The organism is Bacillus sp. FSL M7-1345 (assembly GCF_038006985.1).
GTDB classification, from domain to species: domain Bacteria; phylum Bacillota; class Bacilli; order Bacillales; family Bacillaceae_G; genus Bacillus_A; species Bacillus_A cereus_U.
Genome location: NZ_JBBOWG010000001.1, coordinates 543,832 through 570,279 on the forward strand (window position 1 = coordinate 543,832; position 26,448 = coordinate 570,279).

Sequence of the window (26,448 nt, forward strand, 5' to 3'; positions counted from 1 at the left end):
AGTGGTATATATGTATGCCCGTACTATGTATAGGAATATGGGGTGCATATACAAATGGGATTACAGAGTATGTGGAGAAAGTAAAGGGATTACTATTATCAAGTATACAAAGTCAAAAACGAATAGAGTTTAGTAATAACGATGAAAAGGTCATCTTATCAAATGTGCCTTTAATTCAGCAATTACCAGAGCTAGATAGAGGCTGTGAAGTGACAAGCTTAGCGATGATGTTACAATACGCAGGCGTTTCAGTAGATAAGATGAAATTAGCAAATGAAATAAAAAAAGTTGATTTTATGGCCGATGGTGTACGTGGGAATCCGAATGAAGGATTTGTAGGGAATATTTATACCTTTTCTGAATCCGGATACGGTGTATATCACGGACCACTTTTTCAGTTAGCGAAAAAATATTTACCTAATAAAGCTGTGGATTTAACAGGAAAGAGTATAGAGGAAATGTATAAGAGTGTAAAAGCAGGGCAACCGGTAGTCATGATTACGAATGCAACATATGCTCCTTTAGATGAAGATGAATTTACTACATGGGAAACAAATAGTGGGGATGTTTCTATTACGTATAATGAACATTGTGTTGTACTTGTTGGGTACGATAAGGAATCTGTATATATTCGAGATCCCCTCGATGATAGCTTAGATGTAAAAGTACCAAGAGGAAACTTTGAACAGGCATGGGTGCAGATGGGGAGTCAGGCAATTAGCTATATAAATAACTCCAAATAAATTAGGAAGGAGAGCATGAACTATATAACTATAAGGTGAAGGATAAAGATTTAAGGAATTGTAAGAGAAGTTTTGCAGGTTTTTTTTGAAGAGAAGCTGTTAAGAAATAAGAGAACTTTAGCTTATTATATATGCTAAAGTTCTCTTATTTTTTATGATTAAAATGTTTAGGAGAAGTGGATATGTAAAAATGCATAATTGAAGAAAAAAATTACATGTTATCATTATATATTGTTTTATACATGTTGATTGTATAAAATTACACAAGTGTTCTATTACATAAAGGAGGCTTATTATGCAAAATATATTCAATTGGGTTAAAAGTATGAGTATCAAGAAAAAATTAATCATTTCATTTTTTATTATTTTAACTATACCGGGACTTATTATCGGTGGTGTTTCATATCAAACTGCCAAAACAAATTTTGAACAACAAATTACAGGTAAAGCAAAGGAAAACATTTCAGTTTTAAATACTGTTATTTCTCAAAATATAGAAGAGAAATTTGTTGATGCGACGTACTTTGCAGACATCTTAACAGAGGATACATATCCAAATGGACAAGAAGAGCTAGTAAGAACGAAGTTAGCGCAATATATAAAGCTTCATCCAGAAGTAGAAGGTATTTATATTGGAACGCAGACGGGAAAGTTTATAAGAGAACCATTTATTCAAATGTCTGATGGGTATAATCCAACAGATAGATCGTGGTATAAAGAAGCGCATGAAAATAAAGGAAAAGTAATTGTTACTGCACCGTATCAATCAGCATCTACAAAAAATATGGTAGTGACAATTGCTAAAGAAGTAAAAGATGGTAAAGGTGTTATAGGCATTAACTTGAATTTGGATAACATCCTAAAGGTTTCAAAAATGATTAACATTGGTGAAAAAGGCTATGCGGTTATTTTAGATCAAAATAAGCAAATTGTTAGTCATCCATCTAGAAAACCAGGTTCAAAGGTTACTGAGCCTTGGATTAAACCAATTTATGAAGACAAACAAGGAAATGTATCTTATACAGAACAAGATGATAAAAAGAATTTAATCTTTGCAACAAATGAGAAAACGGGATGGAAAGTAGTTGGAGTTATGTTTGACGAAGAAATTATTCAAGCTGCGAATCCAGTTTTTTATAAGACTTTGGTTGTCATAGCCATCGCTATTGTATTTGGTAGTGTATTAATTTATTTCATTATAAATTCTATTACAAGACCATTACGAAAAATAGCTGACTCGGCATATAAGATTAGTAAGGGGGATTTAACAGAGAAAATTACTATTTATTCCAAGGATGACATAGGAAAATTAGGGAATTCATTTAATGAAATGTCTGCTTCTTTACAAGACGTGATTACCCAAATTAGCTTTTCAGCAGAACATGTCGCAGCATCGGCAGAAGAGTTAACAGCGAGCGTACAGCAAGCGAATGATGCGACAGATCAAATTACAATTGCAATGGAACAAGTATCAGGTGGGGCTGAATCACAAAGCCAAGGTGTTGAAGAAGGCGCGGCTACATTACAACAAGTAAATACAGCAATTCAAGATGTAACTGGAAGTGCGGAGGAAATTTCCATCTCCTCACTACATGCGAGAGGAAGAGCTGTAGAGGGAGAAGAATTGGTTGAACAAACCGCAAAACAAATGCAGTCTATTTCTAGGTCGGTATCCCAGTCAGACGCTATTATTAAACTTCTTGATGAGAAATCAAAGCAAGTAGGGGCTATTTCTGAAGCAATTCAAAACATTGCTACTCAAACGAACTTATTAGCTTTAAATGCAGCTATTGAAGCAGCAAGAGCAGGTGAACAGGGACGAGGATTTGCTATTGTAGCAGATGAAGTTAGAAAATTAGCAGAGCAATCAGGAGAATCATCTGGAGAGATTGCAAATTTAATTGCAGAAATTAAGGCTGATATTGAACATACTGTTAAGGCGATGGATAATGTGAGTGTGGAAGTTCAACAGGGCTTAGAAGTTGTAACCAAAACGAAAGTAAGTTTTGCAGAAATTTCAAGTTCTACTACTCATATTGTTTCTCAAGTTAATCAAATGGTAGAAACAACGAAGAAAATCGCTGGAGATGCAAATGAAGTGACAAATGCTATTGATGAAATTGCAGCGGCGGCAGAAGAAAATACAGCTAGTATGCAAAGTGTTGCGGCTTCAACAGAAGAACAAGTGAATTCGATGGAAGAAATTAGTTCGGCTTCGCAAAACTTAGCTGAGATGGCAGAAGAACTACAAGCAATGACTAGTAAATTTAAAGTATAATAACAGCAAATAAGTAAGGTGAAAATGATATCACCTTACTTATTTTTCTATTCAGCAATTAGGGGAGTCATTAACGGGATGAAAAAAAGAAAAAGACTATGGAATTTATGGAAAACGATTACATTATTAGTGTGTACTGTTGTCATTTTTTCTTTACTTGTGACAGATATTTTAATTAGCCATAATGTTGAACGAACGACAGAAGAAAGCCAAGCAGAGAAGGCAAAAACGATTGCACATATTGTAGCGAATGATTCGGTGGTAATCGATGGTTTAATTGGGAAAGCAGATACTTCCGTCATCCAAACGTATACAAATAGGATATTAAAAAATACAGGTGTTCAATTTATTGTCGTTATGGACATGGATGGAATAAGAAAATCTCATCCAAATCCCCAAAAAATAGGTCATCATTTCGTTGGAGGGGATGAAGGAACGGTATTGAAGGGAAAGGAACACGTATCTTTAGCAGAAGGAACTTTAGGGATTTCAATGCGAGTATTCGTTCCTGTTTTTGCTGACACAGGTGAACAGCTTGGTGCGGTTGCTGTTGGTATTTCAGCTGATAATGTAAAAGAGAGAGTTAAGGAAAGTAGACATATTATTTATATAGGTGTCGGAGTTGGATTGTTAGTTGGCATTATAGGAGCGATATTGCTAGCTAGACATATAAAGAAAAGTTTATTTGGTCTTGAGCCGCATAGGATAGCGAAAATTCTTGAAGAAAGAAATACGATGTTACAATCGGTCAAAGAAGGTATTATTGCTGTGGATAAAGAAGCGAAAGTAACGTTAATTAATAATGAAGCAAAACGGCTATTTAAGAAAAGTGGACTTGAAGAAGACTTTATTGGTAAAGACGTTGAATTGTATATGCCGAATTCACGTATAAAAGAAGTGTTACAAACTGGAGAGGTACAATTAAATGAAGAACAAAATATTTATGGAATTACGATTGTTACGAATCGTGTTCCTTTATATGTAAAAGGTGAAATAGTTGGTGCGATTGCAACATTTCGTGATAAAACAGAAATCAGAAAATTGGCAGAAGAACTAACTGGTATTAGGCTATATGCGGAAGCATTACGGGCTCAATCTCATGAATTTATGAATAAAATGCATGTCGTATTAGGGCTAACACATATGAAACAGTATGAAGAATTGCAGAAATATGTAAGTAGTATGGTATCAGAGCATCAATATGAAATTGGGGGGATTATGAAAAAAATTCAAAGCCCAGTATTTGCTGGGTTTTTACTAGGTAAACTTAGTTATGCTAGAGAGAAAAATATAAAGTTAATTATAAAAGAAGATTCTTACTTACCAGAAATATATGATGAACGTATCATTCATGAACTGATCACCATTGTCGGAAATTTAATTAATAATGCATTAGACGCGGTGACGAATTGTGAGAAGAAGCAGGTTGAAGTTGGAATACAATATGGGGATACATTAATCATTACAGTACAAGATACGGGGAAAGGCATAAAAGAAGATGAAATTGATGCATTATTTATAAAAGGTTATTCCACAAAGGGTGATAATCGGGGGTATGGTTTGCATCTTGTAAAGGAAAGCATACAGCGAATAAATGGGGAAATTTATGTTCATTCATTGTTAGGAACGGGAACGACAATAACGATTGAAATACCTAAAAGTAGGGATGAGAGATAAGATGATCAAAGTTTTGATTGTAGAAGATGATCCGATGGTTGCGATGTTAAATACGCATTATTTAGAGCAAGTGGGAGGGTTTGAACTTGTTCATGCAGCTAAATCAGTAAAAGAGGCGATAGAAGTATTAGAGAAATCACGAGTAGATTTAGTATTACTTGATATTTTTATGCCTGAAGAGACTGGATTTGAGCTGTTAATGTATATTCGGAATCAAGAAAAAGAAATTGATATTATGATGATTTCAGCTGTACATGATATGGTGAGTATTAAAAAGGCATTACAATATGGAGTTGTAGACTATCTAATTAAACCATTTACATTTGAACGCTTTAAGGAAGCATTAACTGTGTATCGAGAAAAATTTACTTTCATGAAAGAACAACAAAAAATTAGTCAATCGGAATTAGATTCGCTAATTTTACAAAAAGAAAAAAGAGAGTCCTTTGACTATAAAGAGCTTCCGAAAGGATTAACAAAGCAAACATTGCAACTAATTTGGCAGCAAATCAAATCGCTTCACGGACAAGCATTTACAACAGATGAAATGGCGAAATTAGTAGGGGTTTCAAGAGTTTCTATTCGAAAGTATGTAATGTTTTTGACTGAAATTGGAGTTTTAGAGAATGAAATGGTGTATCAACATGTGGGAAGGCCGGTAAGTAAATTAAGGTGTATTGACCCAAACAAAATAGACTTTTACGTATAAGCGACTTATTATAGGTCGCTTATACTTTTTTTAATTACAAAAGTAGTTACAAAACTTACAAAAACTATTTTTACTATTGAAAGCGTTTTAATATTGTTATTAAGAAAACAAGGGGGTGCCATATGGGAATTCAAAAGAATGTGGAAGCGGTATCATTTTCTGAGGGAAATGAGGTACAAAGAGAATCGTTCGCTTCTAAAATTATGAATGTAAAAATCGGTGTAATACCTTTACCGTTATATGTAGTATTGGCTGCTATTATTTATGGGGCATCTGTATATAATAAATTACCAGCAGATATGATTGGTGGATTTGCAGTTATTATGATTATGGGTATTTTCTTAGGTGACATTGGGATGAGAATTCCAATTCTAAAAAACATCGGTGGTCCAGCAATTCTTTCATTATTTATTCCATCGTTACTTGTATTTTTCAACTGGATGAATCCAGCTTCAATGGAAGCTGCGACTATGTTAATGAAAAAATCTAACTTTTTATATTTATATATTTCTTGTTTAGTAGTAGGAAGTATTTTGGGAATGAATCGTAAAGTGTTAGTACAAGGTTTCGTTCGCATGTTTATTCCTTTAGTAGTAGGAACGTTAGCTTCTATAGCAGTAGGCTTATTAGTAGGTTCACTATTTGGATTTGAAATGAAGCAGACATTCTTCTTTATCATCGTACCAATTGTGAGTGGTGGTATTGGGGAAGGGATTTTACCATTGTCGTTAGCTTACGGTGATATTTTAAATGAATCATCAGCAACATTTGTATCACAGCTTATTCCAGCAGCTATTATCGGAAATATGTTTGCAATCGTGAGTGCAGGCTATATGAAACGATTAGGGGAGAAGAGACCTGAGCTTAGTGGGAATGGTGTATTAGTAAAAACAGATAATCAAGCAGAATTATTAAAAGAGCAAAATACAGAAAACCCAATTGACTTCTCATTAATGGGAGCAGGTTTATTAATTGCATGTACGTTCTTCATCTTTGGAGGATTTGCTTCTAAGTTCATCGGTATTCCTGGGGCAATCATTATGATTTTCTCAGCAGCACTTGTGAAATACTTTAAATTAATGCCAGCAAAAATGGAGCAAGGAGCATTCCATTTATATAAATTTATTTCAAAGAATTTAACTTGGCCGTTAATGGTCGGTTTAGGATTGCTATACATTCCGTTAAAAGACGTAGCAGCAGTTCTTTCTGTAGGATATGTTGTTGTTTGTGCATCAGTTGTTCTTACAATGGTAGCATCAGGTTTTCTTGTAGGGAAAGTGATGAAAATGTATCCAGTTGAATCAGCAATTGTAACTGGATGTCATAGTGGTTTAGGTGGAACTGGAGATGTTGCTATTCTATCAGCTTCAAATCGTATGGAATTAATGCCGTTTGCGCAAATTTCAACGCGTTTAGGCGGGGCTGCAGTGGTCGTAACAGCAACAATTTTATTGAAAATGTTTTCATGATCAAAACAAGCTAGCTATATTCGTATAGCTAGCTTGTCAAATTAAGGGGAGATTATAAGTATGTTAGAAAATCAAATTAATGAAAGATCATTGTTATTGCATAAAGAGTTAGTAGGTAAAATTGAAATTACAAGTAAAGTAGAAGTGAATACAGCGGACGATTTAAGTTTGACTTATACACCGGGGGTAGCAGAGTCTTGTAAAGCAATTGCAGCAGATGAGGAAACAGCGTATGACTATACAGCAAGAGGGAATATGGTTGCAGTTGTTTCAGATGGAACAGCAGTACTTGGTTTAGGGAATATTGGACCGAAAGCGGCTATGCCTGTTATGGAAGGGAAAAGTATTTTATTTAAGAAATTCGCGAATGTAGATGCTTTCCCGCTATGTTTAGGGACGACTGATGTGGATGAAATCGTTACCCTTGTGAAAAATCTAGAGCCTACATTTGCAGGTATTAATTTAGAGGATATTGCAGCACCACGCTGTTTTGAAATTGAAAAACGATTAAAAGAAGAAACGAATATTCCTGTATTTCATGATGATCAGCATGGGACGGCTATTGTCGTTTTAGCAGCTGTTATTAATGCATTAAAAGTTGTAAGTAAACAAATGGATGATGTGAAAATTGTTATTAACGGTGCGGGTTCGGCAGGAATTGCAATTGGAAAATTATTATTAAAAGCTGGCGCAAAACACATTACGTTAGTTAGTTTAGAAGGTATTGTTTGTGAAGGTGAAACATGGATGAACGAAGCGCAAATCGAAGTTTCACAGAAGACAAATCGAGAATATGTACGTGGAACATTAAAGGAAGCGATTCATCAAGCTGATATTTTCATCGGTGTATCTGCTCCAAACGTATTAACGAAAGAACTTATACAGACGATGAACGAGAAACCAATTGTGTTTGCAATGGCGAATCCAATTCCAGAAATATTCCCAGAGGACGCATTAGAAGCTGGGGCAGCTGTAGTAGGAACTGGGCGTTCTGATTATTCGAATCAAGTAAATAATGTATTGGCGTTCCCTGGAATATTCCGCGGTGCGTTAGATGTACGTGCGACTGATATTACAGAAGAGATGAAATTAGCGGCAGCATATGGGATCGCTAACATAATTACAGACGAAGAGCGTAATGCGAATTATGTAATTCCAAATCCATTAGATAAAAGAGTTGTTCCAAGTGTTGCAGAAGTAGTAGCGAAAGCAGCCATTGATTCAGGGGTGGCGCAAATTACGAAAATGCCAAGTTATAGATAGTCAAAAGCAGTGCCTTAAAAAGGCACTGCTTTTTTTGAGATAAGAAATCAAAATAATGAAGAAGGGTAGAATTATTTATGTCCCTTCATTATTTATTTAATTCCATTGCAACTTGTTTACCATTTACTAAAACCTCAGTTGCTGCTACGATCACTTCTATCATTTTTTTCATCTCTCATCTCTCCTCGCTTCATTTCTTACTTTAAGTATAAGAGAAGAGAGAGAATCCAACTATTGAAGTACGTGACGTAGAAATTACATTGTTGTAAGGAAGTGTTCCAGTTTTGTCACTTTATTCGGCAGTGATTACAAATTGATCATAATATCTTTCATTCACATATATGTTTAATACCCATAATCCAGGTGAAGGTAGTGACATTACGAGAGGGAGTTCTTTTATTGTAGTATCGATTGTACTTGAAGTAGTCCAATTTGGTTCGGAAGTTTCCTTTGGAACGATTATTGGTGTTGGAAGGATAGAGCCTTGTTTTAAAGCAATAATAGATAGTTTTCCAGTTGGCATTTCAGGATCTAGGAAGAACCACATTATTTCATTTTGTTCATTTGCGATAATAGAGCTATCAGCCATGGCGATTTTTCCTTCGATGCCTTTTAACGGTATTTTTCCTTCTACGAATGATGGAGCTTCTTCCCAATTTACATCTTTTAAAACACTAAGATGAAAAAAAGAAGGTGCGTTAATTTGAGAAGATGACGTTTCTAGTACTTCTTTTTTAGGTACATTTGAATCTGGCTGCACTTGCGCGCAGCCAGTAATGAGGAAGGAGAAAAGTAGCATAGTTCCGATTTTTTTCATGGTGCCACACTCCTAATTTTTATTGTTAGTGTAATTGTATTTGCTAGAAGACGAGACAATTCCTTTAAATTATAAAAAGAGGTCGTAAGTTTTGTACGACCTCTTTTGACATTTTCTATCCCGATTGGTGAGGGCTAATAATCCGTGGGGGATGGAACGCCCCTACTGATTAAAGTTTCACTTTATATTTGTTCAGTTGAAAAGGTTGGTTCTCTCTTTTTTTGAGGCATTGTTAAGAAAATAACAGAAAGAACGATACATACTCCGCCTAATAATTGATATGCTCCAAAAGATTCATTAAGCCAAGCAATTGAAACGATGGCAGCTACAAGTGGTTCAATGCTAGATAAAATACTTGTTTCTGTTGCTGCTAAATATTTAAGACTCCCGATATAAAGAAGGAAAGAAAGAGTGCCACTTGTAATGATAAGAATAAGCATAGAAAAAGTTTGAAGTGTGAACGTTTGCGAAATCTGATTCCATCCAAAAGAACGATTACAAATAAGCAGTGCAATCCCTCCAATTAACATCCCCCAGCCAATTACTATAGTTGTTCCACATTCTTTAATAAGAGAAGCCGGATGAAGGGTATAAAAAGCAAAACCAATCGCTGTTAATAGGCCGAAAGTAATAGCTGCTTTAGATAAAACAATATTTTCAATTGAACCGTTTGTAATAATAAAGTATGTCCCTGTTAGAGCAGTTATAATTGCGAGTATTTGCATAGAAGCAGGGAATTTTTTTTGCTCAAACGCAACGTAAATGGTAATAAGAACAGGACCTAGAAATTGAAATAGTGTTGCCGTTACGGCATTACTAATATGAACTGTTTCGATAAAAGCGTACTGCGCACCAAGCATGCCAAGAATAGAGAAAATTATAAGTTGTATAAAGTGTTTAGGATGTTTCCAAATGTGAAATATGTTTTGTTTTTTAATAAGCAAGAAAGCCAAAATGAATATTCCTGCGAGTAACAGGCGAATTGTTAAAAAATCAATTGATGATACGTTCGTATGTTGAAATAGCCACTGAATCATGGGACCAGATAATCCCCATAGGGTAGCTCCCGTAATAATCATCATAAGTCCGATGCGTCTACCATTGTTCATTATCATGCATCTCCTCTCTAGTATTTGATTATTAATGTGTTACATGATAAAAGGAATTATATAGAACTTCTGGTACTGTAAAAAGTATCAGTTATGTATTTTTGGAAGGGGTCAGATGTTGTGTTAGAATTAACGCCTAATTTGAATGCAAATAGTAAAACGGCATTGTATGTGCAATTGTATGAGTATATAAAAAAAGAGATTAAAGATGGAACGATTCCGGCCTTTACGAAATTACCGGCTAAGAGGAAGTTGGCGACATATTTACAAGTGAGTAAAAATACAGTTGAAGCTGCTTATGAGCAACTTCTTGCCGAAGGATATATTGAGTCGATTTCTAGAAAAGGTTATTTTGTATGTGAAATCGAGCAAATGATTCATGTGGAAGGCAGCGAAGAGGTAATAGGAGAAGCGCCTTTTCAAGATAAGGAGTATAAATTTGATTTCACTCAAACGGGTGTGGATACTAATACTTTTCCGTTTCATGTATATCGAAAAATTACGAACGAGGTATGGCAATTTGAAAATAAAGATTTACTTTTTATTGGACATCCGCAAGGGGAGGTAAGTTTACGAGAAGCAATCGCGAGCTATTTGTATGAATCTAGAGGTGTACGATGCGTAGCTAGTCAAATTGTAATAGGAGCGGGTACGCAAATATTAGTAAAAATGTTATTTCAGTTGTTAAAGGGAAGTCGTTATGCGGTTGAGAACCCTGGGTACCATCGGAAAATGGTTGTTTTTGAGCAAGGGGAACAAAATGTACAAATGTTATCTTTAGATAGAGATGGAATTCGTATGTCACAGTTAGCTGATAGCCATGCAAATGTTGTATTTGTTACACCTTCGCATCAGTTTCCTTGCGGGATGATTATGCCAATTACGAGAAGAATGCAGCTTTTGCAATGGGCGAAAAAAGAAGAAGGAAGATATATTATTGAAGATGATTATGATAGTGAATTCCGCTATTCAGGAAAGCCAATTCCAGCGTTGCAAGGGTTAGATAGAGATGGGAAAGTAATTTATATGGGGACGCTGTCTAAAGCGCTATTGCCATCATTACGGATGAGTTATATGGTGTTGCCAAAACCCCTCATTAAGCAGTATCAAGAGCAATATTTATTTTACACACAAAGCGTTTCAAGAATGGATCAAGAGATCATTAGGAAATTTTTAAATGACGGGCATTGGGAAAAACATATTCATAAAATGCGTGTTGTGTATCGAAAGAAGAGAGACCGTCTTGTTTCGGTAATAGAAAAATATTTTTCTAATCGCATTGAAGTAATAGGGGAAGATTCTGGCCTACATATTTTATTAAAAGTGCATAACGGGATGGAAGAGAAAGAATTAATGGAATCTGCAGCCGAAAGGAGTATTAAAGTGTATCCTGTTTCGATGTATTATAAGGAAGGGACTTCTCCCAAAAGTACAGTATTACTTGGATTTGCGACTTTATTAGAGGAAGAAATTGAAGAGGCCATTCAATTATTATATACAGCATGGTTTACAAGAAAGTAAAAAACATCCTCATAAATGGAGGATGTTTTTTTATTATTTTTCTTCATCTAGGAAAAGAACCATATGCTCTTCATCCCAATATTGTCCGTTATATTTTAATGAGCGTTCTTGCACACCAAATGTTTTAAATCCTAATGACTCATAAAGTTTTTTTGCACCATCGTTTCCGACAACAACATCAAGCATAACTTGCTCTACTTCTAAAGATTTAGCAAGCTCAAGACATTCTTTAATAAGTGCTTTTCCCGCTCCAAGTCCGCGTGCTTTTGGAGACACGTATACTGAACCAATTTTTGCTTTATGTTCTTGTTTTACATATGGTTTCGTTTCCAGTGTTGCAACTCCGATTAATTCTCCATCTTTAAATGCACCTAGTGTATAGTTCTCATCTTGTGCTAATTTTTGGGCTTTATATTCAATAGCACACTCTTTATTAATAATATCTTCATAAGAAGAGCTGAAAGCTTCCGGGTTTTGTTTTAACCCTTCTACTCGAAGTTCTAAGTAAATTTCTGCTTCGTCTTTTGTTAATACATGGATATCCAATTATATCACCCTCCAAATCTTTGACAGTTGTACCTATATTTTATATTGAAATAAGAATAATTTCAAAAGCTTAGCTTATATGGGCTGGTTTTATAAATAAAATAGCACCAGTAGTGTTGACTACTACTGGTGATTTCACACATATATTATTCAAATGGTAATTCAATTATAAATTCTGTTCCGACTTCTAATTCGCTTTTAACTTCGATAGAACCATCATGAAGTTCTACAATTTCCTTTGCAACAGCTAGTCCGATACCTTTTCCTCCCGTAGCTCGTGTTCTAGATTTATCGACACGGTAAAAGCGATCGAAAATGTGTGGGATATCTTCTTTTGGAATACCTTCACCTTCATCTTGTATACTTATTGTAAAGGTATTTGCACTGGTTAGTACACGTATTGTTATAGAAGTGTTTTCTGGCGAATGTTGATAAGCATTATGCAATAAATTTAACATCACTTGTTCCATACGCCTTTCATCTATACAAACTTCTAAATCATTTTTACAGTATACATGAATTTCTATTTGTTTGTTGGTTAATGTTGTTTTTGTTTTTTCAACCATGCGTTCTAAAAATGGTCTCAGGAGCATTTTTTGTTTTTTAATAACGAATTGATGTTGCTCTAATTGTACGAGCATAAATAAATCTTGTACGAGATCAGTTACACTATCGGTTTCATCCTCGATGATTTGTAAATACTCTTCACGTTCTTCCTTCGTTAAAGAATTCCTCTTTGCCACTTTCGCATAACCTTTCATATAAGTTAGTGGAGTTAGTAACTCGTGCGCTACACTGGCAAGAAATTCGTTTCGCTCTTTTTTCATATACGTCAGTTCACTAGACAGTTCCTCAATGGTTGTGGCTAAACTTCCAAGTTCGTCATTTCGTTTAATCCCTAATTGAATTGGTTTGTTTAATTTTGACATTTTTTCTGTTGCTCTCTTCATCTTTATAAGAGGATCTGTAATAACTCGAGAAAAAACAAAGACAGAAATAGTTGTTAAAATAAGTGTCAAAATACTCACGATAATGAATTGATTCATTAGTCTAAGTAGCATATCTTCTAAGAAGGATGTTTTTAAGAACATGTGTAATTTACCTTGAAAGTCTTTTGTGTCAATTGGTGTTACTGTTGAGATGAATTTTGATTCTTTCCAATTCTTTTCTACTATTAATCCCCCCTTTTTAACTGGGGGGATTTTACAATGAAGTTGTTTTTGCATATCTTTTGTTACTGTTTCTGAGGCCGAAGTGATTTTTCCATTACTGTCAGTTATAACAATGGCTATATCAGAATTAGTAAGTGCTTCTGTTTCCATTAAGTCTTCAGCGGCATCTTCAATAGAGAAGCCAGAAGAGGCAGGGCGGTTGAGATGTTCAGCATATTTTTTTTGCTCAGCGTATTTGCCGTATTTGCTCCATTTTGCACGCCGTTCAATCGTATCACGATAGCGGTTTCCCTTCTCTAAAAGAGCAATGGTTTCCTCTTCAACACGCATTTTTGAAAGACTTTTATAAAAAGATACGAAAGCGATTGTCTCAATACATAAAGCTAATATTAAAAAGTATGTCCCAACTTTAAGGGAAAGTCTGCTCATTTTCTCACCATACCTTATTTCATATAAAGGGTCAGTGGTCTACTATTGTCCACTGATCAAATTAATTATTCACTTTTCCATTTATATCCAACTTTATAGACAGTTTCTAAGTAATCTTCAACTGGAAATCCTTTTTTGCGTAACTTATCCCGTATATTACGAATATGTGAATCGATAGTTCTGTATTCGATATCTGTTTGATAGCCCCAAATCTTCTCGATTAAATCGTCTCGGCTGTAGGCACGGTTTGTATTTTGTAAAAATAGTCCGAGTAACGAAAATTCAATAGGAGTTAGTGAGATTTTTTCATTATAAACTGTAACAGTATGTTTCGTTTTATCCCACTCAATACCATTGAAGCTAACAAAGCTATCTTTCTTTGTACGACGTAATATAGCCTCGATTCGCGCGACTAATACATGTTCATCGAATGGTTTTGTAATATAGTCATCTGCTCCCATGGTCAGGCCTTTGACCATATCATAATTTTGGTTGCGAGCTGTTAGCATAATAATTGGAACGTTGGAAATTTGACGGATTTGATAGCAAGTATCCCACCCATCCATATTTGGCATCATAACATCTAATAAAATAATATCGAAGTCCTTTTGTTCGATTAATTCTAGCGCTTCAAGGCCAGAGGTAGCTTTCATACAAAAATAGCCACGAGGGCTTAAGAACAGATCTAATAATCGTAACATACGTTCTTCATCGTCTACTAATAAAATTTTCACCATAATCTTGTGCACCCCAAACTCTTCATTCTACTTGTATAGTTTACATGAAAATAATAAAAAACTCTTTTTATGTGATTGAATGGATGGCTGATTTTTTCAATCAGGGCAATTGACATAAAAAATGCACTAGTTTTGCACAACTATTTTTTATAATAGAAAACGTAGCGACACAAATACCCTATGTTGCGACATAACGTCATGTCATTTTATTTATAAAATGACAATTCCATTCTATTGTGTATGTGAGATAGAGAGGGTTTTCGTATTCACCTCGCATCGGATAAGAAAAATTTCCTATCTCACACTTTTTTTAATATAAAGGGGATTGTACACATGAGTAAAAAAGTAGAACATTTACAAAAAGAAAAGCAAGATCGTAATGCGATTGTAATGTGTGTTGCGGTATCTATGCTTATTATGATAAGTTGTGTAAATAAATTTTTCGGGATTTTATAATAGAAAAAAAGCTTATTGCTTCTTAAGAAGCAATAAGCTTTTTTAATGTTTTCTATATAATAAACCAAGGTAGAATTGCCAGTCCAGAAGTTACAATTGCTGTAGCAAATATTAAAAAGATAGCTTGTTTGTTTTGTTTCATGTTACATTCTCCTCTACATATCAATTGCATGCTATACGTTCATGAAATACTCAGCGGGAGATGGATCATCCCCACTGATTAAAGTCTCACTTTATATTTTTAGTATAACGAATGGAAAGGATTGGAACGATTGATAAAGGTGACATGAAGATTACATTGTTGTAATGAAAAAAGCATCTTAATTAATAAGAAGATGCTTTTGAAAAATTATATTAAAATGTTAATTATTTAAGAATAAAACCATATGCTCTTCGTCCCAATATTGGCCATTATGTTTTAAGGACCGTTCTTGCACACCGTAAGTTTGGAAGCCGAGGGACTCATATAATTTTTTTGCAGCAGTGTTATCAGCAACAACATCAAGCATGAGCTGTTCTACATGTAATTTATCGGCATTTTCAATAATCGCTTTAATTAAAGCTCGTCCTGCACCGAGACCACGCGCTTTTGGAGAAACAAAAACGGAGCCGATTTTTGCTTTATGCTCTTGCTTAATAAATGGCTTTGTTTCTAGAGTAGCAATACCGACTAAATCATTATCTTTGAAGACACCTAGAGTATACTTATCCGGATTGCTTAATCGCTTTGCCATAGCAGCGACAGGGTTTTCATGTTTAAGAACATCTTCATAAGAAGAGCTAAAAGCCTCAGGGTTTTTCGTTAAACCTTCCATACAAACTTTCAAATAAATTTCTGCGTCCTCTGTTGTTAATAAGCGAATTTCCATAGTTGTAACCTCCTAGATTGATTCAAATTTAATTCATTAACTTTGTAAGATTAAGTTTAGTTAAATGTATTCTGTGACTATTCTTTCTTAATTTGTAAAAGAATGAAGAGATTATGCTACTATGTTTTTATTTTATTTATGTAATGAAATTATATATTAACTTAATTAACTATTCAAGGATTTAATATATTACATTTTTATAACTAAAATTCCAGCTTTGTAAAGGAGTCATTTTTATCCCACTATTCGTGGGAGTCGGGTTGCCCGTAAAAGCCCAATTGGTTTGGGCTAATAATCAGTGGGGAGGGAAAAAACCTCCACTGATTAAATTTTCACTTTCTTTTACGTAGTCAATCGTTTATTTTGTAGCCATCGATTCGTTCTGGATGTGTATAAATATTGCAAGATCCATTTCGAATAAATCCTACTACGGTAATACCTAAATCATGGGCGAGTTGCAGAGCTAGTTTAGTTGGAGCTGATTTAGATAGAACAATTTCGCAACCTATTTTTGAAACCTTTAACAAAATTTCAGATGAGATGCGTCCGCTAAACGCAATGATTTTCCCTTGAACAGATATATTGTTTCGTAAACAATGACCGTATATTTTATCTAGCGCATTATGTCTTCCGATATCCATTCGTGCTAAAAGAATGTTTTTTCGATCACATAGAGCGGTATTATGCACACCACCCGTTTGGCGAAATGTAGTTGAAGATTGTTGTAAGGAAGTCATTAGGTGAAAACATTCTTCCGGAGTAATAGTTATATGTATATCATGTAACTTCTTTGCTTTTGCTGCATCGTTGATGAAAACAAAACCTTGTCTACTTTTTCCGCAACAAGAAGTTACGTACCGTTTATTATATAAAGTTTGATAGAGCGGATTAATTTTTGATGATTTTACATGGACAATTCCGTTTTCTTTTTGGATCCATAATTCTTCGATATCTTTATAAGAAGAAATAATCCCTTCAGAAATTAAAAAACCGATTACCATATCTTCAATGTAATTAGGAGTGCATACAACCGTTACGTATTCTTCGCTATTTAATTTAATTGTAATAGGAGATTCTGTAACAACCTCATCGGTTTGTTTTGAAAATGTACCAGATTGATAGCGTACAATGGTATATGTTTCTTGAGTAGGCCCCATATTAAATTCCCCTTTATATATATTTTTCTCCATATTTATCATAAAACATCGAAAAAACAAAAGCATCTACTAGTAAGAAGATGGCAGATTATTTTGGTTATTATTGTATATGTACGATATAATAGATTTGTAGAATAGCGACATTTTCAAGCTTTCGTAGTTATACCTTATAACATCTAGAATCGACTTCAAAGGAAAGTATTTCAACAGGGCGTTTCAAAAATATGTACAGCAACGCAAATTTGAAAACGGATTCATAATTGTGTTGTACAGTTAGTTGTAAGGAGAGGGGAAACTATGACAGAACAGACAGTCCGTGTAACCGTTGATGGTAAAGAATTTTTTGCATCAGGTGAAAAGACGATACTCCAATTATTTAACGAAAGTAATTTAGAACATCCTCAAATTTGTGATGTACCAGAGGTAGATCCTATTCAAACTTGTGATACATGTATTGTAGAAGTAGATGGAAAGTTAATGCGTGCTTGTTCAACAAAGTTGGAAGATGGCATGCATATTGAGAGGCAATCGGAACGTGCGAAGGAAGCACAAACTGAAGCGATGGATCGAATATTAGAGAATCATTTATTGTACTGTACGGTATGTGATAATAATAATGGTAACTGTAAAGTCCACAATACAGTAGATATGATGGGAATTGAAGAACAGAAATATCCATATGAACCGAAAGTAAGTGGATGCGAAGTGGATACGTCGCATCCATTCTATCGATACGATCCAAATCAATGTATTGCTTGTGGGCAGTGTGTAGAAGTATGCCAAAATTTACAAGTGAATGAAACTTTATCGATTGATTGGAGTTTAGACCGCCCACGTGTTATTTGGGACAATGGTGTGAATATAAATGACTCGTCTTGTGTGAGCTGTGGGCAATGTGTAACAGTTTGTCCTTGTAATGCATTAATGGAAAAAACGATGCTAGGAGAAGCTGGATTTATGACTGGTTTAAAACCAGATGTGCTAAATCCAATGATTGATTTTGTAAAAGATGTAGAGCCTGGATATAGCAGTATTTTAGCAGTTTCAGAAGTAGAGTCCGCGATGCGTAAGACGAAAATTAATAAGACAAAAACAGTTTGTACATTTTGTGGTGTAGGTTGTTCATTTGAAGTATGGACGAAAGATCGTCAAATTTTAAAAGTGCAACCTGTTTCAGATGCACCGGTTAATGGTATTTCCACATGTGTAAAAGGCAAATTTGGATGGGACTTTGTGAACAGTGAAGAGCGTATTACAAAGCCGTTAATTCGCCAAGGGGATATGTTTGTTGAGGCTTCATGGGAAGAGGCTCTTGAAGTTGTTGCATCTAATATGCAACATATTAAATCAGAATATGGTAGCGATGCGTTTGGGTTTATTTCTTCTTCGAAAGTAACAAATGAAGAAAACTATCTTATGCAAAAACTAGCTCGTCAAATATATGGAACAAATAATGTAGATAACTGTTCACGTTATTGCCAATCTCCAGCAACAGACGGTTTATTTAAAACTGTCGGTATGGGCGGAGATGCTGGAACAGTGAAAGATATTGCTGAGGCAGGTCTTGTTATTATTGTTGGTGCAAATCCAACAGAAGGACATCCTGTACTTGCAACTAGAGTGAAACGTGCTCATAAATTACATGAACAAAAACTAATTGTCGCAGACCTTCGTAAACATGAAATGGCGGAGCGTGCTGATATATTTGTTCACCCGAGTCAAGGGACGGATTATGTATGGCTTGCTGGGATAACGAAATACATTATCGATCAAGATTGGCACGATAAAAAGTTCATAGCTGAAAATGTAAAGAATTTTGATGAATATAGCAAAATGCTAGAGAAATATACGCTTGATTATACTGAGAAAATTACAGGGATTTCTAAAGCTCAGTTAAAAGAAATGGCTCGTATGGTATATGAAGCAGATGGTACTTGTATACTTTGGGGAATGGGTGTAACTCAAAATACAGGAGGAAGTACAACGTCGGCAGCAATTTCAAATTTACTTCTCGTTACAGGTAACTACCGTCGTCCTGGTGCCGGTGCGTATCCGTTACGCGGGCATAATAACGTACAAGGTGCTTGTGATATGGCGACATTACCGAACTGGCTTCCGGGTTACCAAGCAGTTTCAGATGATGTGCATCGTGCGAAATTTGAAAAAGCATACGGTACTACCATTCCGAAAGAACCGGGATTAAATAATATCGCAATGTTACTTGCGGCCGAAGAAGGAAAACTGCGTGGTATGTATGTTATGGGAGAAGAAATGGCTTTAGTAGATTCAAATGCCAACCATGTACAACATATTTTAGCGAATTTAGACTTCCTTGTTGTTCAAGATATGTTCTTATCGAAAACAGCTCGTTTTGCCGATGTTATTTTACCGGCAGCACCAAGCTTAGAAAAGGAAGGAACATTTACAAATACAGAGCGCCGTATTCAAAGATTGTATGAAGTATTGAAGCCACTTGGTGATTCTAAACCAGATTGGTGGATTTTACAAAAAGTAGCTCGTGCACTGGGCGGAGATTGGAATTATGGAAGTCCAAGTGAAATTATGGATGAAATTGCATCGCTTGCCCCGTTATATTCACAAGCAACGTATGACCGTTTAGAAGGCTGGAATAGTTTATGTTGGGGTAGCCATGATGGTAGTGATACACCGTTATTATATGTAGATGGATTTAACTTCCCAGACAAACTAGCACGATTATCACTAGATGAATGGGTTCCGCCAGTTGTAGCACCAGATGAGTATGATTTACTATTAAATAATGGCCGTATACTAGAGCATTTCCATGAAGGAAATATGACGAATAAGTCGGCTGGAATTTTATCTAAAGTGTCTGAAGTATTTGTTGAAATTTCACCTGAACTTGCTAAAGAACGCAATGTGAAAGATGGTGGTCTTGTAGAGTTAGCATCACCATTTGGAAAGATTAAAGTACAAGCGCTTGTTACAGATCGTGTAACTGGAAATGAGTTATATTTGCCGATGCATGCGACAGTAAATGAAGAGGCAATCAATATTTTAACAGGAACAGCAACAGACATTTATACGTGTACACCAGCTTATAAACAAACAATGGTGAAACTGCGCGTATTACGTGAAAAAGGAAATCGTCCGTTACCATCTTCAAACCCGAGAGATAAAAAACGTCATCCGCAAAATGGTGTTGAAATCGAGAAAAAGTGGCAAAGAAAACAATACGTATCACTTGTGGACCAGAATTAGGGGGCGGAGATAGTGGCAAAAGAGATTACTTTAATTAAAAAGAAGATTGTAACAGAAGAAGAAAAAAAACAGCAAGTAACAGATGAGTTGTTAAATGATCTAGCTGAAAATAGAGAAGCAGTAGAAGAGACGATGCAGCTATTAGCGCAGTTGCACAAAGCTGGAATTTTAGATGCAGCAATTAGTTTACTTGCTGCAAAAGAAGATGTTTCCAAAATAGCTGTTGAACAATTGAATCGTGAACCAGTAAAAAACGCATTAAACAATATGATGGGGGCAGGAGAGGCATTATCTTCAGTGGACCCAGAAATAACGAAACAAATAACATCTAGTTTAGTCACTGGATTACAATTTGCAACGGATGAGCTGAAAAATGGAAAGAAAACAAAAGTGATGGATTTCTTTAAGGTATTAAAAGATCCAGATATCAACAGGGCGATTACATTCGGTTTTAGTTTCTTAAAAGCATTTGGACAAGGATTAGAGAAAAAATAGAGTGAGTGAAAAAAAGTGATGGGATTAGCCATCACTTTTTTCATTATATGTATAAGAGTGTTCATGTTAAGCGGAATATATTATTATTAAAAAGATGGATTGGAACTGGAAATGTGGAATCCATCTCAAATACCGTTTTAGAATTTGGAGGAATATATGCAACACCGTAAAAAACTATCTATACCAGGAGTAATGGGACATTCCTTTCAAACAGTTAGATTTGCTTTTTGGAATGTATTAACCTTTCAACTTGTTTATAAATTATTAGCAGCGATTGTATTTGTCCCGCTATTTGGGATCATTTTTAATAAGTTATTGTATTTTGGTGGTTATGCAAATGCAACGAACGATGAATTATTAGCGTTTTTAAAGACACCATACGGCATCTTGGCAATCGTAATTTTGTCATTGTTAGCACTGTTTCTTATTTTTACGGAATTTGCGGTACTTATTATTATTTCGTATTTTGCTCATAAAAGACAAAAGGTGAAATTACGTCCGATTTTATATAAAACGGTAACGTATTTACCTACTCTTTTCACATATTGCTTACCAGGATTTATTTTATATGCTGTCGTATTATTACCTCTTTTAAATATGGGATATGAAACGGCATTAATTCCGCAAATTCAAATTCCTAACTTTATTACAGGAGAACTCTTCAAGACAACGATGGGACAAGTTGGTTATTACACGTTCTTTGCTGTAGTCGCGTATTTGAACCTTCGCTGGATTTTTGTTCTACCTATTGTCGTTTTAGAGCAAAAAACATTTCGCGTGGCAGCACGCAAAAGTGCAGCTTTAGTAAAAGAAAGCTTTTTTAAAGTACTATTCTTTTTAGTAGGTTTTTTCATTTCAATAGGGATTGTGTATATTGTATTTTGGGGAATATATTTATTGTGCCTATGGGGTGTGTATGAATTTACAAACCCGAAAGGAACATTCGCATTGTTAGCTGAATCAACAATGTCTGTATTCCTAACAAGTACATTGTATTTATTTAGCTTTATCGTGACACCATTTTATATTATGGCGATTACGCGATTGTATTTGCAAAAGGTTCCGGTTGAAGATGTTTTACTAGAAGAAGGATTAGACTATTCAAAATCGAAAGCAGATAAATGTTTCTTCCAAAAACATCGTTGGAAATTTATTGGTGTATATATTGTGGGAATTATTACTGCTGGAATGGTCGTTGCCTTCATTGTGACCTTTATTTCAAACACATATAAAGAACCAATTATTATGGCGCACCGTGGATATATATCAAAAGGTGTAGAGAATACGAAAGAAGCAGTGCAAGGTGCCATTGATGCAAAAGCAGACTATGCTGAAATAGATGTCTTGCAAACAAAAGATGGCGAACTAGCAGTCATACATGATTTGAAGTTGAAACGTCTTGCGAATGCGAATGTGCATGTATCAGATTTGACGATGGATGAGCTAAGGGAGCTTACTCTTAGTCAAGATGGGCTCACAGGAGAAATTAGTACATTAGATGAGATTATTAAGCTTTCAAAAAATAAAATAAAACTCAATATAGAAGTGAAGCTTCACGGTAATGAGAAGGACTTCGTAAATAAAGTATTAAAAGCAATTAAAGATAATGACTTTGAGAAACAATGCGTTATTCAAACATTACATTATCCCCTTATTAAAGAGTTTAAGCGTGCAAATCCAGATATAAAAGTAGGATATATACTGTATGCAAGTAGAGCTAACTTAAAGAATGTGAAGGCTGATTTTTATGTAGCAGAAGAATACATGTTAAATAAAAAATTAGTAAAAGAAGCAAGGAAGTTAAATAAGCCAATTTACGTATGGACAGTAAATGATATGGAAAGTTTAAAGGCATATTATAAGTTAAACGTAGATGGTATCATTACCGATTATCCTGAAGACGCACGTGAAACAATTAAGATGTTAAAAGAACAAGAAGCTGAAGAAAGCGATATATTTGATAAAATTACAGAAACGACAGAAGACTTGTTTTCAAAATTATTTATAAGTTACCCAGCTGCTGGCTAAATGCTAGTAGCTGTTTTTTTATGAAAAGAATATATTTCTAAAGTATTGTACAAAGTAATAAGTGTATATGTATACGTAACTACTTAGTTTTTTTACATTGTTACGTTATTGTCAAATAATAAATAATAACTATGCATTTTGAATGGATATAATAGAAATAGAGTGATAGATGATGAAGTGGTACGCAGAACTCAATAGAATCAATGTTTTATATATTTACACTATTCTAAATATATAAACTTTAAAAAAATAGTATGTTAGCGTTTTCATAACTTTTAAGTTATGCTAGAATAAGGACATAAGTTATTAATTATTTAAAAAAGAAAAAAGAATTCCTTTTTTCTGTTAATTATAAGGGGGCATTTCATTATGCGTATTGGGGTACCAGCAGAAATTAAAAACAACGAAAACCGTGTGGCAATGACACCAGCAGGTGTTGTACATTTAGTTCGTAACAATCACGAAGTATTCATTCAAAAGGATGCAGGTGTAGGATCTGGTTTCACAGATGCTCAGTATGTTGAAGCGGGAGCAAAAATTGTTGATACAGCTGAAGAAGCTTGGAACATGGAAATGGTTATGAAAGTTAAGGAACCAGTTGAAAGCGAATACAAACACTTCAGTGAAGGTTTAATCTTATTCACATACTTACACTTAGCTCCAGAACCAGAATTAACAAAAGCGTTAATTGAAAAGAAAGTTGTTGCTATCGCATATGAAACAGTACAATTAGAAAACCGTTCATTACCATTACTTGCACCTATGAGTGAAGTAGCTGGTCGTATGGCTGCACAAATCGGTGCGCAATTCCTTGAGAAAAACAAAGGCGGTAAAGGTATCTTACTTGCAGGTGTTCCAGGAGTTAAACGCGGTAAAGTAACAATTATCGGTGGTGGACAAGCTGGTACAAATGCTGCTAAAATTGCAGTCGGACTAGGTGCGGATGTAACAATCATCGACTTAAGTGCAGAACGTCTTCGTCAATTAGATGACATTTTCGGAAACCAAGTAAAAACTTTAATGTCTAATCCTTACAATATTGCAGAAGCTGTAAAAGAATCTGATCTTGTAATCGGTGCAGTATTAATCCCAGGTGCAAAAGCGCCAAAACTTGTAACAGAAGAAATGATTAAATCAATGGAACAAGGTTCTGTTGTTGTAGATATCGCGATTGACCAAGGTGGTATTTTCGAAACAACTGACCGTATTACAACTCATGATAACCCAACTTATGAAAAACACGGCGTTGTTCACTATGCAGTTGCAAATATGCCAGGTGCAGTTCCACGTACATCAACTCTTGCATTAACAAACGTAACAGTACCATATGCAGTACAAATTGCTAACAAAGGCTACAAAGAAGCTTGCCTAGGCAACTCTGCATTATTAAAAGGTATTAACACATTAGAAGGCTACGTAACATTCGAAGCAGTTGCAGAAGCTCACGGTGTAGAGTACAAAGGTGCTAAAGAATTATTAGAAGCAGAAACAGTATCTTGCTAATAGAAGCATTATACAAAACAAAATCGAACAATATATAAAACAACATGATAAGAGCTAAGAGATAATACCTCTTAGCTCTTCTTGGTAAAAGGGGGCATTCATCGTGGCCAACCTATTCAAAAAGAAATCCGTTACGCAATTGTTAGGGGAAAGTAAAAGTAAAACTTTGACGAAAACGCTAGGGGCATTTGACCTAACAATGCTAGGGATTGGTGCGATAATTGGTACAGGAGTTCTAGTATTAACGGGATTAGTAGCAGCAAGAGATGCTGGTCCAGCAGTTATTTTTTCATTCATGATTGCAGCAATTGTTTGTGGATTTGCAGCTTTATGTTATGCAGAGGTTGCATCTGCACTTCCTGTTTCAGGTAGTGTGTACACATATTCATATGCAACAATTGGTGAGTTTGTTGCCCATTTAATGGGGTGGACATTGCTATCCGTATATGTCGTAACGACTGCCGCAGTAGCTGGTGGATGGACGGGTTATTTCAATAACTTAGTGAGTGGATTAGGAATTGAAATTCCAAAAGCATTGTTAACGATTCCATCGCAAGGTGGTATGGTGAACTTACCAGCAGTTATCGTTACGTTGGTGATAACTTGGTTATTATCACGAGGTACAAAGGAAAGTAAGCGTGTAAATAACATAATGGTATTAATTAAAATTGGTATTGTTGTTTTATTCATTGCAGTTGGTGTATTCTACGTGAAACCAGAAAACTGGATACCATTTGCACCGTACGGCTTAAGTGGAGTCTTCGCCGGAGGAGCAGCAGTATTCTTCGCTTTCTTAGGATTTGATGCATTAGCAACTTCTGCTGAAGAAGTGAAAAATCCACAACGTGATTTGCCGATTGGTATTATTGCTTCATTAGTCATTTGTACAATCATTTATGTTGTAGTTTGTCTCGTTATGACAGGTATGGTTTCTTACAAGGAATTAGATGTACCTGAAGCGATGGCCTATGTACTAGAAGTTGTAGGACAAGATAAAGTGGCTGGTGTAATTGCTATTGGAGCTGTAATTGGTATTATGGCTGTAATTTTCGCATACATCTACGCTACGACACGTGTATTCTTCGCGATGAGCCGTGACGGTTTATTGCCAAAATCTTTCGCGAAAATTAACAAGAAGACAGAAGCACCAACATTTTCAGTTTGGTTAACAGGAATTGGTAGTGCTGTAATTGCTGGATTTATCGATTTAAAAGAATTGTCGAATTTAGCGAATATTGGAGCGTTATTAACATTCGCGATGGTTGGTGTAACTGTCATCATTCTTCGTAAAACGCATCCGAAATTACAACGTGGATTTATGGTACCACTTGTACCAATCTTACCGATTATTTCAGTTGCATGCTGTCTATTCTTAATGGTAAATCTACCGTTAAAAACATGGATATACTTCGGTGTTTGGTTGGCAATTGGAGTAGTTGTATACTTTGTATATTCGAAAAAACATAGTCATCTAAAAGAAGATGAAAGTTCGCAGGATAATTTAGAAGAAGCTAATTAAAGGGATATAAAGTTAGTAAGCCTTGTGCGTCTAGGGAGCGCGCAAGGCTTTTTCTTTTGGGGAAATAAAGGAGACCAATGTTATGTTGTCGAATTTTTATGTCGGAATATAAGAAGGGGTGGAAAGATGGAGACGAAAGTTGTCGTTGGAGCAGAGGGATATAATAATAACCCAGGTTGGTTACATACGAATGAAGAAGAATTAAATTTATTAAAAAGAGAAACGTGGCTTAATAAATTTCAGCCTAATTCTTTATCAGTAATTTTGGCTGAACACGTATGGGAGCATTTATCGTATGAAGAAGGTATAGAAGCAGCTAAAATATGCTATGAATTTTTACAAGATGATGGTTACATTCGTTGTGCGGTACCAGATGCATTTTTTCCAAATGAAGAATATCAGCAAGGTGTGCAAGTAGGAGGGCCAGGTCCATTAGATCATCCGGCTGCAAGTCATAAAATTGTACATAACTATAAAACGATTGTATCTATGTTTGAAGTAGCGGGTTTTCAAGTAAAGTTGCTAGAGTATTGCGATGAAAATGGAGAATTTCAGTATAATGATTGGAATGAGCAAGGAGGTTTTATTTATCGATCGAAACGTTTTGATTATAGAAATCAGGATGGTAAATTAGGATTCGCTTCGTTAATTGTGGATGCAGTGAAAGTTAATAAATAAGAAAAGGATGTGCGATAGCTTTCGTGCATCCTT

General features: G+C 35.2%; 21 protein-coding genes and 1 pseudogene. 15 read left to right on the forward strand and 7 right to left on the reverse strand.

Translation table 11 applies throughout. The annotated features are described in order from the left end of the window. Nucleotides 1–14 precede the first annotated feature (14 nt). The 7 genes and pseudogenes from MHB76_RS02810 (at nt 15) to MHB76_RS02835 (ending at nt 8,139) form a co-directional block, all read left to right on the forward strand. The gene (locus MHB76_RS02810) at nt 15–743 is read left to right on the forward strand and encodes a C39 family peptidase (protein ID WP_002159352.1); all 729 of its coding nucleotides are present in this window, start codon (nt 15–17) and stop codon (nt 741–743) included. A 325-nt stretch (nt 744–1,068) separates the two neighbouring features. Beyond that, nucleotides 1,069–2,082, forward strand: a pseudogene (locus tag MHB76_RS26245) (HAMP domain-containing protein); the annotation flags it as partial. Between the two features lie 120 nt (nt 2,083–2,202). Beyond that, nucleotides 2,203–3,021, forward strand: coding sequence for a methyl-accepting chemotaxis protein (locus tag MHB76_RS26250; RefSeq protein WP_445286269.1), 819 nt, complete (start codon nt 2,203–2,205; stop codon nt 3,019–3,021). Between the two features lie 78 nt (nt 3,022–3,099). Beyond that, nucleotides 3,100–4,698: a sensor histidine kinase gene (locus tag MHB76_RS02820; protein ID WP_078173870.1), complete on the forward strand. Its 1,599-nt coding sequence runs from the start codon at nt 3,100–3,102 to the stop codon at nt 4,696–4,698. Nucleotide 4,699: 1 nt separating this feature from the next. Then, entirely contained in the window at nt 4,700–5,407 is a 708-nt protein-coding gene (locus MHB76_RS02825) for a response regulator (protein ID WP_078173869.1), read from the forward strand. Between the two features lie 122 nt (nt 5,408–5,529). Further along, nucleotides 5,530–6,876, forward strand: a complete 1,347-nt coding sequence (locus MHB76_RS02830; RefSeq protein WP_078173868.1) for a 2-hydroxycarboxylate transporter family protein — start codon at nt 5,530–5,532, stop codon at nt 6,874–6,876. A 60-nt stretch (nt 6,877–6,936) separates the two neighbouring features. Continuing rightward, entirely contained in the window at nt 6,937–8,139 is a 1,203-nt protein-coding gene (locus MHB76_RS02835; RefSeq protein WP_016103493.1) for an NAD(P)-dependent malic enzyme, read from the forward strand. Between the two features lie 292 nt (nt 8,140–8,431). On the opposite strand, the gene MHB76_RS02840 is transcribed toward MHB76_RS02835, so the two are convergent. Together MHB76_RS02840 and MHB76_RS02845 are read right to left on the reverse strand one after the other, a co-directional pair. Beyond that, nucleotides 8,432–8,956, reverse strand: coding sequence for a DUF4871 domain-containing protein (locus MHB76_RS02840; RefSeq protein WP_078173867.1), 525 nt, complete (start codon nt 8,954–8,956; stop codon nt 8,432–8,434). Nucleotides 8,957–9,138: 182 nt separating this feature from the next. Beyond that, nucleotides 9,139–10,065, reverse strand: coding sequence for a DMT family transporter (locus MHB76_RS02845; RefSeq protein WP_078173866.1), 927 nt, complete (start codon nt 10,063–10,065; stop codon nt 9,139–9,141). 120 nt (nt 10,066–10,185) lie between these two features. On the opposite strand from MHB76_RS02845, the gene pdxR reads away from it, so the two are divergent. Then, entirely contained in the window at nt 10,186–11,586 is a 1,401-nt protein-coding gene (gene pdxR, locus MHB76_RS02850; protein WP_078173865.1) for a MocR-like pyridoxine biosynthesis transcription factor PdxR, read from the forward strand. Between the two features lie 33 nt (nt 11,587–11,619). On the opposite strand, the gene MHB76_RS02855 is transcribed toward pdxR, so the two are convergent. The 3 genes from MHB76_RS02855 to MHB76_RS02865 all read right to left on the reverse strand — a co-directional run bounded on the left by MHB76_RS02855 (nt 11,620) and on the right by MHB76_RS02865 (nt 14,470). Beyond that, nucleotides 11,620–12,132 (reverse strand): GNAT family N-acetyltransferase, encoded by a 513-nt coding sequence (locus tag MHB76_RS02855; RefSeq protein ID WP_000351210.1) that lies wholly within the window; start codon nt 12,130–12,132, stop codon nt 11,620–11,622. A 146-nt stretch (nt 12,133–12,278) separates the two neighbouring features. Next, entirely contained in the window at nt 12,279–13,733 is a 1,455-nt protein-coding gene (locus MHB76_RS02860) for a sensor histidine kinase (protein ID WP_078173864.1), read from the reverse strand. Nucleotides 13,734–13,798: 65 nt separating this feature from the next. Further along, nucleotides 13,799–14,470, reverse strand: coding sequence for a response regulator transcription factor (locus MHB76_RS02865; RefSeq protein WP_033710483.1), 672 nt, complete (start codon nt 14,468–14,470; stop codon nt 13,799–13,801). A 333-nt stretch (nt 14,471–14,803) separates the two neighbouring features. Between MHB76_RS02865 and MHB76_RS02870 the strand changes: the two genes are divergently transcribed. Continuing rightward, on the forward strand, nt 14,804–14,926 hold the full coding sequence (locus MHB76_RS02870; RefSeq protein WP_002113959.1) for a hypothetical protein: 123 nt from the start codon (nt 14,804–14,806) through the stop codon (nt 14,924–14,926). A 362-nt stretch (nt 14,927–15,288) separates the two neighbouring features. Here the strand turns inward: MHB76_RS02870 and MHB76_RS02875 are convergent, their stop codons facing one another. Together MHB76_RS02875 and fdhD are read right to left on the reverse strand one after the other, a co-directional pair. Then, the gene (locus tag MHB76_RS02875) at nt 15,289–15,795 is read right to left on the reverse strand and encodes a GNAT family N-acetyltransferase (RefSeq protein WP_000405886.1); all 507 of its coding nucleotides are present in this window, start codon (nt 15,793–15,795) and stop codon (nt 15,289–15,291) included. A gap of 350 nt (nt 15,796–16,145) precedes the next feature. Continuing rightward, nucleotides 16,146–16,952 carry a formate dehydrogenase accessory sulfurtransferase FdhD gene (gene fdhD, locus MHB76_RS02880; protein WP_002159342.1) on the reverse strand — a complete coding sequence of 269 codons (807 nt, stop codon included), beginning with the start codon at nt 16,950–16,952 and terminating at the stop codon, nt 16,146–16,148. 297 nt (nt 16,953–17,249) lie between these two features. Here fdhD and fdhF point away from each other — a divergent pair, with 297 nt between their 5' ends. The 6 genes from fdhF to MHB76_RS02910 all read left to right on the forward strand — a co-directional run bounded on the left by fdhF (nt 17,250) and on the right by MHB76_RS02910 (nt 26,415). Continuing rightward, nucleotides 17,250–20,192, forward strand: a complete 2,943-nt coding sequence (gene fdhF / locus MHB76_RS02885) for a formate dehydrogenase subunit alpha (RefSeq protein ID WP_340985631.1) — start codon at nt 17,250–17,252, stop codon at nt 20,190–20,192. A 12-nt stretch (nt 20,193–20,204) separates the two neighbouring features. After that, on the forward strand, nt 20,205–20,687 hold the full coding sequence (locus tag MHB76_RS02890; RefSeq protein WP_002113965.1) for a DUF1641 domain-containing protein: 483 nt from the start codon (nt 20,205–20,207) through the stop codon (nt 20,685–20,687). 156 nt (nt 20,688–20,843) lie between these two features. Next, nucleotides 20,844–22,715, forward strand: coding sequence for a glycerophosphoryl diester phosphodiesterase membrane domain-containing protein (locus MHB76_RS02895; RefSeq protein WP_016103501.1), 1,872 nt, complete (start codon nt 20,844–20,846; stop codon nt 22,713–22,715). 369 nt (nt 22,716–23,084) lie between these two features. Then, entirely contained in the window at nt 23,085–24,218 is a 1,134-nt protein-coding gene (gene ald, locus MHB76_RS02900) for an alanine dehydrogenase (protein WP_002140333.1), read from the forward strand. A gap of 103 nt (nt 24,219–24,321) precedes the next feature. After that, a complete protein-coding gene (locus MHB76_RS02905; protein ID WP_002159338.1) occupies nt 24,322–25,737 on the forward strand; it encodes an amino acid permease in 1,416 nt (471 codons plus the stop codon). A gap of 126 nt (nt 25,738–25,863) precedes the next feature. After that, nucleotides 25,864–26,415 (forward strand): class I SAM-dependent methyltransferase, encoded by a 552-nt coding sequence (locus tag MHB76_RS02910; protein WP_002159337.1) that lies wholly within the window; start codon nt 25,864–25,866, stop codon nt 26,413–26,415. Nucleotides 26,416–26,448: the final 33 nt, after the last annotated feature.

Bases quoted from the DNA above. Each gene is read 5' to 3' on its own strand.
- MHB76_RS02810 (WP_002159352.1), top strand. From the start codon at position 15: ATGCCCGTACTATGTATAGGAATATGGGGTGCATATACAAATGGGATT.
- MHB76_RS26250 (WP_445286269.1), top strand. From the start codon at position 2,203: ATGGAACAAGTATCAGGTGGGGCTGAATCACAAAGCCAAGGTGTTGAA.
- MHB76_RS02820 (WP_078173870.1), top strand. From the start codon at position 3,100: ATGAAAAAAAGAAAAAGACTATGGAATTTATGGAAAACGATTACATTA.
- MHB76_RS02825 (WP_078173869.1), top strand. From the start codon at position 4,700: ATGATCAAAGTTTTGATTGTAGAAGATGATCCGATGGTTGCGATGTTA.
- MHB76_RS02830 (WP_078173868.1), top strand. From the start codon at position 5,530: ATGGGAATTCAAAAGAATGTGGAAGCGGTATCATTTTCTGAGGGAAAT.
- MHB76_RS02835 (WP_016103493.1), top strand. From the start codon at position 6,937: ATGTTAGAAAATCAAATTAATGAAAGATCATTGTTATTGCATAAAGAG.
- MHB76_RS02840 (WP_078173867.1), bottom strand. From the start codon at position 8,956: ATGAAAAAAATCGGAACTATGCTACTTTTCTCCTTCCTCATTACTGGC.
- MHB76_RS02845 (WP_078173866.1), bottom strand. From the start codon at position 10,065: ATGAACAATGGTAGACGCATCGGACTTATGATGATTATTACGGGAGCT.
- MHB76_RS02860 (WP_078173864.1), bottom strand. From the start codon at position 13,733: ATGAGCAGACTTTCCCTTAAAGTTGGGACATACTTTTTAATATTAGCT.
- MHB76_RS02865 (WP_033710483.1), bottom strand. From the start codon at position 14,470: ATGGTGAAAATTTTATTAGTAGACGATGAAGAACGTATGTTACGATTA.
- MHB76_RS02870 (WP_002113959.1), top strand. From the start codon at position 14,804: ATGAGTAAAAAAGTAGAACATTTACAAAAAGAAAAGCAAGATCGTAAT.
- MHB76_RS02875 (WP_000405886.1), bottom strand. From the start codon at position 15,795: ATGGAAATTCGCTTATTAACAACAGAGGACGCAGAAATTTATTTGAAA.
- fdhD (WP_002159342.1), bottom strand. From the start codon at position 16,952: ATGGGGCCTACTCAAGAAACATATACCATTGTACGCTATCAATCTGGT.
- fdhF (WP_340985631.1), top strand. From the start codon at position 17,250: ATGACAGAACAGACAGTCCGTGTAACCGTTGATGGTAAAGAATTTTTT.
- MHB76_RS02895 (WP_016103501.1), top strand. From the start codon at position 20,844: ATGCAACACCGTAAAAAACTATCTATACCAGGAGTAATGGGACATTCC.
- ald (WP_002140333.1), top strand. From the start codon at position 23,085: ATGCGTATTGGGGTACCAGCAGAAATTAAAAACAACGAAAACCGTGTG.
- MHB76_RS02910 (WP_002159337.1), top strand. From the start codon at position 25,864: ATGGAGACGAAAGTTGTCGTTGGAGCAGAGGGATATAATAATAACCCA.